Below are 12,851 nucleotides of genomic sequence, written 5' to 3' on the forward strand. Positions count from 1 at the left end.
TTAAAATTAATAAAAAAATCTCAGGTTAATTAATTAACCTGAGATTTTAAAACTTACACACTTTATGAGACAGTGCCAATTAATATTTTTTTATTTAAGGTGCTAGTATCTTGTAATTTTACTTTTACAACATAAACCCCAGGTGACAAATTAGACGTATTCTTTTTTTGGATTCCTTTGTAAGAAGCTACCTTTCTTCCTTTAACATTAAACAAAGAAACCTCATCTATATCATCTTTACTATTATTGTATGTTACTATTAATTCTTTTCCAGCATCGAGATACACAGAAAGTTCTTTAGCCTCAATCTCATTAAACTCTTTACCTAATGTTTTAAATTTACTTTTAGCATACACTACTTTAAATCTGGTATTATTTTCACCAACAGCATCAATAGTAAAATTATATTCTGCTTGCTTTAAATCTACAGTCATTCCCTTTTCTGTATCTAATAAATAAATATTATAACCTTCTTCTATTTGCTCTTCTTGAATACTGATAGCATAACCTCCTATTTCATCTACTACAAACCCTAGCTTAACTGTTTTAATATCCTCTTTTAAAACAGGTAAACCTTGTATAGTTGCCTTGTATGCATCTTCTACAAACGAATAAAACCCCATAAATTTCTTCTCCACATCAAAAGGAGCATCATACAAGCGATCAAAATTTTCTGTTGCTCCCTCTAAGGAACCTATCAATATTGTTTTTGTAATATCATTATGATTAAAAGTAAACCAAGAACGACCTTTCTTCTTTACACTACTATCGTTATTAGTACTACTTCTAAGAAATTTTGTATTTGCCCCTGCAATTTGATGTGTTGTCTTAAAAGTGATTTTTAAATTAGGGTTTGCACTTGTTGTTTTTATAAAAAAACCTTGACCAGAACCAATATTACTAGTGGTTGTATTACTTACCCCACCTGTCATGTTATACTCTAAGTAATCTGCTTGTCTGTTTTCACCTATATGAACCGAGTTTTGGTCCCAAAGGTACATAGTACCATCTATTTCTGTATTATCTGGGTCTGTAATAACTAAGTCCCAATTTATCGCTGCAGCATATGGATTACCAATTAAATTATCTCCACTTGTAGACCATGGAATTCCATCAAAATCTGGCCCTGTTAAATTTGTAGTATTGTATATATCTACGGCTATATCACCTTTATTAATATTTCCTGTAAAAGTTCTTAATTGTCCTCCCGTACTCTCATTACGAACAGCATATCCAATTCCTGGATTAAAATCTGAACTCCCTGTAGAAACCCAATCTGAATTTGCAGCAGCCGCATCGAATTTATAAATTATTGAAGCGTCTGAAAAAACAGTTGCAATATTAGAGTCTGAGGCTACAACCGGAGAACTCCAATATGAATAAAACTTATTACTGCCATAAGTTGGCGTAACTTTTTGAATATTAAACGTACCTGCACTTACAGCTGCATCTTTTTCTCTTAAAATTAAACTAGCATCATCTAAAACAGTAATAGTACCATTATTTGTTAAATCATAAGAAACCTCCATCGTTCCGCCTGTATTAACGGTTATACTAGCTCCAGTATCAACTATTAAATCCCCTACAACAATATGGGTTGCTATTTCTGGATAATTACTAGAAACCTGTATTTGTGCACTTTCTTTTTTTAATGAATTTGGTACAATGTTACCAACCCAATTAGAACCCGTATTCCAATCTGATGAAGCAGCTGTAGCACTCCAAACAATAGTTGGAACAGAGGAAACGGTAGCTTCAGAGGTAGTTGTATTGTCATTATTTAAATATGTAAAAGTATCTCCATCTAAGATAGCAACTAAGTCATCTGTACCTACAGTAGTTATAATGTCTGCTTTATAAGCATCTATTTCCGTAGGAGTTCTAACTCTATTCCAAAGCCTAAATCCCCATAAATATCCTTTAAAATAATCATCACCAGAATAATTTGTTAAAGTTGATGAGGCATAGAAATACTCAGAACTTAATTGACTTACCCAAGTTCCTGCAACACTAGGCAATCTAACAGCTGCATCTTTATAGCCAAGTCTAACAGTGTTATGAGCTCTAAATTCATATCCCGAATTTTCACCAATTAAAGTACCATCTAAATAAAATTTTAAAGCAGTATTTTCATTAGCTCCCATAAGATTTGTAGTAGTATTAGCAGCTAAAGCATTATCTAACACCATAGCAACATGATACCACGTACCTGCAGAAATAGCTTTTCTTAAAAAAGTACCTTCCCAATCTGGTGTATAATCGTTTCTATTATAGCCTCCAATAATTAAATATCCATTTTCTATATAAACAACAATTGCTCTTGTACCAGCCCCTTCTTTCATAATAAATTGCCTAGAAGTAACTGCATCTGCTTTAAACCATGTCTCGTAAGTTCTGTTGTTGGTTGTTCTACTATTAATGTTTGTTATATTAGTATTTGCAGCACCACCTACATTTATAAAATCATCTACACCATCAAAATATAGACCATCATTAGCTGTCTGTCCATAACTAAAACAAGTAATTAAAATTATTATTAAATTAATAAATACGCTTTTCATGATTTGGGAGATATATTAAGTATTCATCTAAAGGTAACTCTAAAGCATACCTTAATTTATAAAAATTAGATAAAGTTAATTATTTCTTCGTTAAATGAAAGTTTTTATACTGATTTCAAGTATAAAATTGATAGAATATTTATATTTACATCTATATACAAAGAAATCATGAATCCACTTTTACAAGATTTTAATACGCCTCCTTTTTCAAAAATTTCTAATGACGATTACAAACCTGCCATTAAAAAAGGGATTGAAATTGCCAAAGCAGAAATTGATGCAATTATAAATAATACAGAACAACCAACTTTTGAAAACACAACCGTTGCTTTAGATTTTTCTGGTGAAAAACTGAATAAAATTACCAGTATTTTTTTCAATTTGAATTCTGCAGAAACAAATGATGAGATTCAGAAAATAGCACAAGAAGTTTCTCCTTGGTTAAGTGAATTTGGAAACGACATTACCTTAAACCAAGATTTATTTAAAAGGGTAAAATCCGTTTTTGATGCTAAAGAAAATTTAGATTTAACACCAGAACAAACCATGCTTTTAGAGAAGCAATATAAAAGTTTTGCTAGAAACGGTGCTAATTTAAAGGAAGCAGATAAAACGAAGCTTCGTGAAATTGATGCAAAACTTTCTAAATTATCTTTAAAGTTTGGCGAAAATGTACTAGCTGAAACGCAGGCTTTCGAGATGCATTTAACGGATGAAAAAGATCTTGCAGGCTTACCAGAAAGCGAAAAAGAAGCTGCTAAAGAAGTAGCAAAATCTAGAGATAAAGAAGGATATATTTTTACTTTAGATTACCCAAGTTACATTCCTTTTTTAACGTATGCAGACAACAGAGAATTGCGTAAAGAAATGGCCATTGCTGCTGGTAAAAAAGCATTTCAGGACAATGAATTTAATAACGAACAAGTTGTTTTAGACATTGTAAATCTTCGTCAGAAAAGAGCTAATTTACTAGGTTATAAAACACATGCTCATTTTGTTTTAGAAGAAAGAATGGCAGAAACGCCAGAAAAAGTAATCGAATTTTCTAACAACCTTTTAGAAAAAGCAAAACCTGCTGCATTAAAAGAGTTTGAAAATTTAGAAAATTTTGCAAAAAAATTAGACGGAATAGATCAGCTTCAGAAATGGGATGGTTCTTATTATTCAGAAAAGTTAAAAAAAGAATTATTCGATTTAGATCAAGAGGCTTTAAAACCTTATTTTAAATTAGAAAATGTAATTGATGGTGTTTTTGAAATTGCCAATCGTTTATATGATTTAAAATTTGAAGAAATAAACAACATCGACAAATACCATGATGATGTTAAAACATATAACGTAACTGATGCTAACGGAAATTTTGTATCGCATTTTTATGCTGATTTTCATCCTAGAAAAGGAAAAAGAAATGGTGCGTGGATGACAAGTTACAAATCGCAACAAATTAAAAACGGAATTAACGAAAGACCACAGGTTTCTATTGTTTGCAACTTTACCAAACCAACCGCAACCAAACCGTCTTTATTAACGTTTAATGAGGTGACTACCTTGTTTCATGAATTTGGACACGCGCTACACGGAATGTTAGCAAACACCACATACAACAGCTTATCTGGAACGTCTGTTTCTTGGGATTTTGTAGAATTACCAAGTCAGGTTTTAGAAAACTGGTGTTTCGAAAAAGAAGCATTAGAATTGTTTGCAAAGCATTATGAAACCGGAGAAGTTATTCCGATGAAATATGTAGAGAAAATTAAAGAATCTGCTAGTTTCCATGAGGGAATGCAAACTTTACGTCAGCTTAGTTTTGGTCTTTTAGACATGCAATGGCACGGACAAGATCCATCAGAAATAAAATCTATCAAAGAGTTTGAAAATACAGCTTTTGAAAACACAAAATTATATCCTGATGTTGCAGAAAATTGTATGAGTACTGCTTTTTCTCATATTTTTCAAGGAGGATATTCTGCCGGATATTACTCTTACAAATGGGCAGAAGTTTTAGATGCAGATGCTTTTGAATATTTCTTAGAAGAAGGGATTTTTAATAAAGAAGTAGCTACAAAATTTAAAGACAACGTACTTTCTAAAGGTGGAACAGAAAAACCTATGGAATTATACAAACGTTTTAGAGGAAAAGAACCAAAACCAGATGCACTTTTAAGAAGAGCAGGGTTAATTTAATTTTCAGTTTTCAGTCGCAGTATTCAGTTATTTATATACTGAAAACTGCGACTGAATATTTTTTTAGATTCATTCTTATTGAAGACAAAAGAAATACTACATTAAAGATGGCGTAGTTTTAATGTAATTTTCAACTAGAAAAAAAAGCGATTATTAGAATAAACATAACAACATCAATGAAAATGCTTTTTTATAAAAACACCAAATCAATATATTTTATTGTTTTATTCACTTTGCTATTTATAAATTGTAGTAAAAAAATTTATAACAAAGAAGTCAAAACAGACAATAAAATACAAAAAAACATTGAAATTGAAAAAAGTGTTGAAGTTGAAAAAATTATTGAGATAAAAAAAAGGGTAATTCCTGCTCCTGAAAGAGAATTTAGAGCTGCTTGGATTGCGAGTGTTGCAAATATAAATTGGCCAAGTAAACGTGGTCTTTCTAGCAAACAACAAAAAGAAGAAGCTATTAAATTATTAGACCTGCTTCATAAAAATAATTTTAACGCCGTTGTGTTACAAGTGAGACCGCAAGCAGACGCTATGTACAAAAGCGACTTAGAACCTTGGTCTTATTTTTTAACAGGAACTCAAGGTAAAGCGCCTTCTCCATATTATGATCCTTTAGAATTTTGGATTAAAGAAGCACATAAAAGAGGACTAGAATTACATGCTTGGCTAAATCCTTATAGAGCACACCACACCACCGGAGGCGAAATAACAGCAGCTTCTATTGTTAGCAAACAACCAGAATTGGCTGTAAAACTAGAAACTGGTTTTTATTGGCTAGATCCAGGAAATAAAAAAACGCAAAACCATAGCTACAAAGTTGTTATGGATATTGTTGAAATATATAATGTAGACGGAATTCATTTTGATGATTATTTTTACCCATACCCTTCTTACAACAACAACAAAGATTTTCCTGATGATAAAAGCTGGAAAGCATACTTAAATACTGGCGGAAAATTAAAAAGAGATGATTGGAGACGAGATAATGTAAACCAATTCGTTAAAAGTATTTACACAAATATAAAAGAAACAAAACCTAACGTTAAATTTGGCATTAGTCCTTTTGGATTTTGGAGACCTAATTATCCTGCTTCAGTAACTGCTGGTTTTGACCAATATAGCGAGTTGTATGCAGATGCAAAACTTTGGTTAAACGAAGGTTGGATAGATTATTTTACACCGCAATTGTATTGGCCTATTAATAGAATGGATGTAAGTTTTCCTGTTTTATTAAATTGGTGGATAGGTGAAAACACCAAACAAAGACATCTTTGGCCAGGAATGAGTCTTGCTAGTAAAAAAGGGGAAGAAGCAATTGATGAAGTCATCAATCAGATTATGATTACGCGTGGAATGACCTCAAAATCTCCAGGAACGGTGCACTGGAGTATTGCGCCTTTAATTGATTCTCCAGAACTTACGGAAGCAATTTTTAATGGTCCTTATAAAAAGCAAGCATTAACACCTAGTTACCCTTGGTTAAGCACAACAGCACCAGAAGCTCCAACTGTAAATTACTCTAAAGATAAAGACAATTTATCGGTAATTTGGGCGCATAAAAACATTGATGAAATTGCAAATTGGGTAATTTATTACAAATACAATTCTAAATGGGATTATAGCATTCATGGTATTTTTACAAACTCACAAAACATACCTTTAGTTAAGGTTGATAATAAAAATTCAAAAAGCATTTTAAAAGCGATTGCCATAACTGCTGTTGATAAATTTGGAAACGAGAGTATTGTTAAGGAAATTAATTTATAGAAATTAAATTACTATTGTCAGTTCGAGCGCAGTTGAGAACTATTAGATACTTAAAATTAGGTTTCGACTGCGCTCAACCAGACATATTGCATTTTTTATGCAATTATAATATTTGAAAACAAGTACTGATCTCTTTAAAATAAATTACTGAATACTGTTTTTAGCTTCAATCCATTTACTCATGTATTTTGTTGACTGTAACGTTTGATGTTGCAATAAATTTCCTAAAAAATTCTGAGTTCTGTGTTGTTCTAAATTTTCTTGAATTTCTTTTATTTGGTTGATAAAAAGCACACCTAACTTCTCTTTATCATATATTTCATTGATAATTTCAGCTCCTGTTAATTGATGACTTTTCCACAAATTTTTATTTCGATACAATTCTGCGGAAATCAATGCAAAATCAGAAAAATCATTTTCTACAAAACCATTCCAAGGAAATCTATCGCACATTCCTTCTGCTCCAATTTCTGTAGTTACGCTTGGTGTTCCACAAATCATCGCTTCGGTCAGTTTTCCTTTTATTCCTGCTCCAAAACGTAACGGAGCCAAAACAACTCTCGCATTTCTTACCACTTCTTTAGCATCCTCGGCAAAACCTTTAATAATAAAACCTTCCTTTTTATTATGTAATTGATTTATTTGTTGATTCGCATACGCACCATAAATATGAACTTCTGCTTTTGGAAGTTGCTCTCTAATTTCACTCCAAATTTCAGTTTTTAAAGTTAAAACAGCGTCTACATTTGGTTTGTGAAAGAAATTACCTATAAACACAAAGTTTGCTCTTTCATCAAAAGACTTCCATTTTTCTTGTTGATGCTCATCAATCTTATCTAATAAGAAAGGTAGGTAATACAAGATTTTTTCATCAACTTTAAAAACAGATTTTAATAAATCCATTTCATACGTAGAAATAATCAAACTCATGTCGCAACGCAAAATAGCCGCAATTTCTCTTTTTGCATCATCCGATTTTAATAATGCTTCTGTTGTAAATTCTTCTCCTTTTTTTAATTGTTGATGACGTGTTTTACGTAAAAAATGTAAATCTTCCGTATCTAATATTCTAATTGCATTTGGGCAATTTTCCGCAACGCGCCAACCAAATTGCTCTTCCATCATAAAACGATCGAACATTACAATTTCTGGTTGCAACTCTGTTATAAAATCATCAAAAGAAGCATTGTTTAGCTCAATAGAAACTTCATCAATTCCTAAAGAATTTAAACTTGTAGCTTTTTCACTTTTTTGCGCAGGAGAAGCAAAAGTTATTCTATAATTATATTTTAAAAACTGCTCAATTAATTGCATCATTCTACTTCCGGCAGCAGAAGAATTTGGCTCAACCCAAACATAACCAATAATTAAGACATTTTGTATTGTTAATTCTTTCAAATCATTTTTCATTTAAAATCTGGTTCTTTTTAAAACTTATTTAGCTAAAAAATAAGAAATTCAGATTGGTAAAACTACTTATTTCTTACTTTATTCTATGAAAATATATGTATTTTTGTTCATCAATATAAAAAAAAAACCGAAAGGTTACATTATACGCAAAACAAACGCAATCATGAAATACGATATTATTGTAATTGGATCTGGTCCTGGAGGATACATTTCTGCAGTTAGAGCTTCTCAATTAGGTAAAAAAGTAGCAATTATAGAAAAATATTCAACTTTAGGAGGAACCTGTTTAAACGTTGGTTGCATTCCATCTAAAGCATTGTTAGATTCTTCGCATCATTATTATGATGCTGTTAACCATTTCGAAGAACACGGAATTTCTGTTGAAAACCCTACGTTCGATTTTGGAAAAATGGTAGAAAGAAAAGCCAAAGTTGTAGAAACAACTACAGGAGGAATCACCTATTTAATGGACAAAAACAATGTTGATGTTTTTGAAGGTTTAGGTTCTTTTGAAGATGCAACACATGTAAAGATTACTAAAAAAGATGGTTCTTCAGAAATAATTGAAGGAACTAATATTATTATTGCAACAGGTTCTAAACCGTCTACTTTACCATTTATCTCCTTAGATAAAGAACGTGTAATTACTTCTACCGAAGCTTTAAAATTAACTGAAGTACCAAAACATTTAATTGTAATTGGTGGTGGTGTTATTGGTTTAGAGTTAGGTACAGTTTACAAACGTTTAGGAGCAGATGTAACTGTTGTAGAATACGCACCAAAAATTACACCAACTATGGATGCGGATGTTTCTAAAGAATTAACTAAAGTTTTAAAGAAACAAGGTATTAAGTTTAGCTTAAGTACAGGGGTTACTTCTGTAGAAAGAAACGGTGATGAGGTTATTGTAAAAGCAAATAACAAAAAAGGTGAAGAAGTTACTTTTACTGGAGATTATTGTTTGGTTGCTGTTGGTAGAAAAGCATACACAGAAGGTTTAGGTTTAGAAAAAATTGGTGTAGAAGTTAACGAACGTGGACAAGTTACCACAAACGATCATTTGCAAACCAATGTTTCTAATATTTACGCAATTGGTGATGTTGTTAAAGGTGCAATGTTAGCACACAAAGCAGAAGAAGAAGGTGTTGTTGTAGCTGAGTATTTAGCTGGCGAAAAACCACATATCGATTATAATTTAATTCCTGGTATTGTATACACATGGCCAGAAGTTGCTGCTGTTGGTAAAACAGAACAAGAATTAAAAGATGCAAAAGTAGATTACAAAGTTGGTAAATTTTCTATGAGAGCTTTAGGTAGATCTCGTGCAAGTGGAGATACAGATGGTTTTGTAAAAGTGATTGCAGATAAAAATACAGATGAAATTTTAGGAGTTCACATGGTTGGTGCACGTGTTGCAGATTTAATTATGGAAGCTGCAGTTGCAATGGAATATAGAGCATCTGCAGAAGACTTGGCAAGAATTTGTCATGGTCACCCAACGTATTCTGAAGCGGTAAAAGAAGCTGCAAAAGCTGCTTGGGACGGAAAGCCTTTAAATGCTTAATTAGTAAAATATATAATTTTAAAAATCTCGAAATACATTTTATTTCGAGATTTTTTTATGCGCTTCATTTGCTTCCAAAGCGGTATAATCTAGTTTCCAGCCAATCGTTTCTACAATATTTTCCATTAATAAAATGGCTTCTAAAGCTTCTTTATTTGCCAATTGTATTAAATTACTTTCTGGTATTTTATTCAACACATGTTCTTTTGCATCTTTATTTAAACTGGTAAAATCTTCTGTACCAAATTTATTTAAATAGCCATTTTTTATATCGTAAAACTTAATATCGCATTCAATAGAAACCACTTCTGGCTGCGGAAAATCTGATAAAACAATTTCCTTTTTTTCTGTATTAGCTGCCAGTTTAATTTTTCTAAAGTCGAAACCAATGTGTGCTTTTGCCTGAATTAAAACAATCGCTTTCTTTTTACTACTAAATCCCCAAAAGTTTTCTTTGGTATTTTCATGATGATAAATTTCAGAAAAATCTCCTTCTACAGTAATCAATTTAGACACTTTCTTTATTTTATCCAATAAAATAACAGATTGCTTTTCTACTAAATTCTTTTTCTTTGATACTGAAAATCGTTTCGATATTAGATAGGAAATACCTAAACCAATAACCAGTCCTAAAATAATTAACTCCATAATGTAAAGATACTACCGAAAAAATAAATCTAAAAATATACTTCATAAAAATAGCTTCTTTACCAATCCTTTTTCTTTTTAAAAAGTTACTTACTTTTATAAAATGAAAAAAAACATGTTCTTACTTTCTTTTTTTATGATATTCTTTAACCTGAATAGTCAAGAAAGTGAGACCCCAAAAACACAACCTTCTAAATTTTTATCCAATTTTTACTATAGTGTTAACTTTGGTGGTATTTTTTATCCTTTTTCTAATGATAACTTAATTGATGGTTATGAAACAGAAACCTTCAGTAAAAACTATTTTTCAGGAAAATTAGGTTTTGGTTATAAAATAAAAGAAAACTTAGCATTACAATTTGGAGTTATTAGACCTGCTTCTTGGTTTAAATACGACAATGTAAATAATATTGGTTACTACAGAAGTGTGTGGATTAACGCTTGGTATTTGTCACTTAAAAAGAACATCAACATTACCAATAAATTATCCTTTTTTGGAGAAGTTGGCGCTGCAAATGTTACAAGAAGTGGTTTTTCTATTGAAGACAAAGTAATTTATGACGATGCTCATTATGGAAGTTTCCTCTATGGTTTTGGTTTCAATTATCAATTAAATGACCGATGGAAATTGGCCTTAAACGGAACCTTTTTTCCGAAATCAGATAAACATAATCAACCTTCTATTTCACAAGCCTCTGTTGGTTTTGAATACCACATCCAAAAAATTCCAGAAGAGTTGGCTTTAGAGTATGAAAATGATGAAAGGTATTTCTTTCCAAAGAACATTTTACAAGTCAGTTACGGAACTAGTAAAATTGGTTTTGGTACAAACCAATTTTTCGGAATGAGTTTAAAAGTTGGTAATTTCGAAAGTTTCGGAATTCCGGTTTTTTGGGTTGGAGATGTAAAAGCAGAAAATTCTTTTTCTATAACCTACCAAAGACTTGCTTTTAGAACACAAAAACTTTTTTCTTTAGATTGGGGAGTTAGTGTTACGGCTTTTAACACGGAAGCCACCAATACAAATGTGTTTGCGTTTTCTATTTTCCCTACCATGCGTTTTTACTTAATGCGAAGAGATGGTTTTGACATGTACACCAATTACTCTTTAATTGGCCCGACTTATTTAACCAAAAGCAACATAGATAATCTAGAAACAGGACCTAAAATCACGTATCAAGATACGATGGGTTTAGGTGTTTTCTTTGGAGAAAAAAGAGCTTACAATGCAGAACTTAGAATTATGCATTACTCTAACGGAAATATTTTTACTAAAAATTCTGGAGTTGCAATTCCTATCCAATTTACAATTGGAAAAACATTTTAACATCAACATCAAATCAATTTAAAAATTTATACCTCAAAGAAATAAGAATTGTATTTTTGAAGCGAATATGCAAAGAACAACTCGCACTTTTTCTGTTGATAATACTATTGAGTTCAAAAACAATTTATTGTCTTGGGCGCAACAATTTGAAACTGTTATTTGGTTAGACTCCAACAATTATCATCAAAAATACTCTAGTTTCGATGGTGCATTAGCAGCAGACGATTTTACTTCTATTAAAACAGATTATTACAACGCTTTTGAGAAATTAAAGGAATACCAAACCATTACCAAAGATTATATTTTTGGTTACATCACCTATGATGTTAAAAATGATGTAGAGCAACTTTCTTCCAAGAATTTTGATGGTTTAGATTTTGCCGATTTGTATTTTTTTCAACCTAAGAAGCTTGTTTTTATAAAGGGAAATTCTGTAGATTTTCAGTATTTAAGAATGGTAGATGATGAAATTGAAAGTGATTTTGATGAGATTCTTAAATCTAAAAATCCAACAATCCAGCAATCTAAAAGTGACATCAAAATAAAACTACGAATTCATAAAGATGAATATCATGCAAAAGTAACCGAAGTTTTAGAACACATAAAAAGAGGAGATATTTACGAAGCCAATTTTTGTCAAGAATTTTATGCAGAAAATGCTACTATAAATCCGATTGAAGTATATAAACACCTCAACCAAATTTCCGAACCTCCTTTTGCTGCCTTTTTAAAACTAGATGATAAATATGCTCTGTGTGCTTCACCAGAAAGGTATATTAAAAAAGAAGGCACAAAAATAATTTCTCAACCTATAAAAGGAACTGCAAAAAGATTGGTTAGCGAGTTTGATGACGCACAATTAGCGTTAGATTTAACACGAGACGAAAAAGAACGCGCAGAAAATGTAATGATTGTAGATTTGGTTAGAAACGACTTGTCTAAAACGGCTAAAATTGGAAGTGTAAAAGTAGAAGAATTGTGCAAAGTGTATTCTTTTAAGCAAGTGCATCAATTAATTTCTACAGTAGTTTCTGAAGTAGAAGAAAACACACATCCTATAGACGTGCTACAAAGTACGTTTCCGATGGGAAGTATGACCGGAGCTCCTAAAGTTTCTGCCATGAAAATTATTGAAGATTTAGAAGAAACCAAACGTGGTTTATACTCTGGAACGATTGGTTATTTTACACCAGAAAACGATTTTGACTTTAATGTAATCATAAGAAGTATCTTATATAATGAAGCAGAAAAATATGTTTCTTACTCCGTTGGCGGCGCAATTACAGCACAATCTGTTGTAGAAAAAGAATACGAAGAATGTTTGCTAAAAGCAAAAGCAATGAAGTTTGCTTTATTGAATTCTAAGTAAACAGTAA

The 12,851-nt window shown here is 31.4% G+C and carries 8 protein-coding genes; 5 read left to right on the top strand and 3 right to left on the bottom strand.

The genetic code is table 11. The features are described from left to right. Positions 1 to 62: 62 nt before the first annotated feature. The gene (locus GQS58_RS13300; protein ID WP_166386704.1) at positions 63 to 2,561 is read right to left on the bottom strand and encodes a LamG-like jellyroll fold domain-containing protein; all 2,499 of its coding nucleotides are present in this window, start codon (positions 2,559 to 2,561) and stop codon (positions 63 to 65) included. Positions 2,562 to 2,729: 168 nt separating this feature from the next. Between GQS58_RS13300 and GQS58_RS13305 the strand changes: the two genes are divergently transcribed. After that, positions 2,730 to 4,745 (top strand): M3 family metallopeptidase, encoded by a 2,016-nt coding sequence (locus tag GQS58_RS13305; protein WP_166386706.1) that lies wholly within the window; start codon positions 2,730 to 2,732, stop codon positions 4,743 to 4,745. A gap of 176 nt (positions 4,746 to 4,921) precedes the next feature. Beyond that, positions 4,922 to 6,526 carry a glycoside hydrolase family 10 protein gene (locus GQS58_RS13310; protein WP_166386708.1) on the top strand — a complete coding sequence of 535 codons (1,605 nt, stop codon included), beginning with the start codon at positions 4,922 to 4,924 and terminating at the stop codon, positions 6,524 to 6,526. Positions 6,527 to 6,670: 144 nt separating this feature from the next. Here GQS58_RS13310 and GQS58_RS13315 read toward each other — a convergent pair whose 3' ends face one another. Continuing rightward, on the bottom strand, positions 6,671 to 7,936 hold the full coding sequence (locus tag GQS58_RS13315) for a glycosyltransferase family 4 protein (protein WP_240914619.1): 1,266 nt from the start codon (positions 7,934 to 7,936) through the stop codon (positions 6,671 to 6,673). A gap of 163 nt (positions 7,937 to 8,099) precedes the next feature. Between GQS58_RS13315 and lpdA the strand changes: the two genes are divergently transcribed. Then, positions 8,100 to 9,500 (top strand): dihydrolipoyl dehydrogenase, encoded by a 1,401-nt coding sequence (lpdA, locus tag GQS58_RS13320; protein ID WP_166386710.1) that lies wholly within the window; start codon positions 8,100 to 8,102, stop codon positions 9,498 to 9,500. A 39-nt stretch (positions 9,501 to 9,539) separates the two neighbouring features. On the opposite strand, the gene GQS58_RS13325 is transcribed toward lpdA, so the two are convergent. Then, positions 9,540 to 10,148, bottom strand: a complete 609-nt coding sequence (locus GQS58_RS13325; protein ID WP_166386712.1) for a DUF4230 domain-containing protein — start codon at positions 10,146 to 10,148, stop codon at positions 9,540 to 9,542. A gap of 103 nt (positions 10,149 to 10,251) precedes the next feature. Here GQS58_RS13325 and GQS58_RS17210 point away from each other — a divergent pair, with 103 nt between their 5' ends. After that, positions 10,252 to 11,475: an acyloxyacyl hydrolase gene (locus GQS58_RS17210; protein WP_240914620.1), complete on the top strand. Its 1,224-nt coding sequence runs from the start codon at positions 10,252 to 10,254 to the stop codon at positions 11,473 to 11,475. Positions 11,476 to 11,542: 67 nt separating this feature from the next. Then, the gene (locus GQS58_RS13340; protein ID WP_166386714.1) at positions 11,543 to 12,844 is read left to right on the top strand and encodes an anthranilate synthase component I family protein; all 1,302 of its coding nucleotides are present in this window, start codon (positions 11,543 to 11,545) and stop codon (positions 12,842 to 12,844) included. Positions 12,845 to 12,851 lie beyond the last annotated feature (7 nt).

Source organism: Polaribacter sp. 11A2H, from assembly GCF_011379025.1.
Taxonomy (GTDB): Bacteria; Bacteroidota; Bacteroidia; order Flavobacteriales; family Flavobacteriaceae; genus Polaribacter.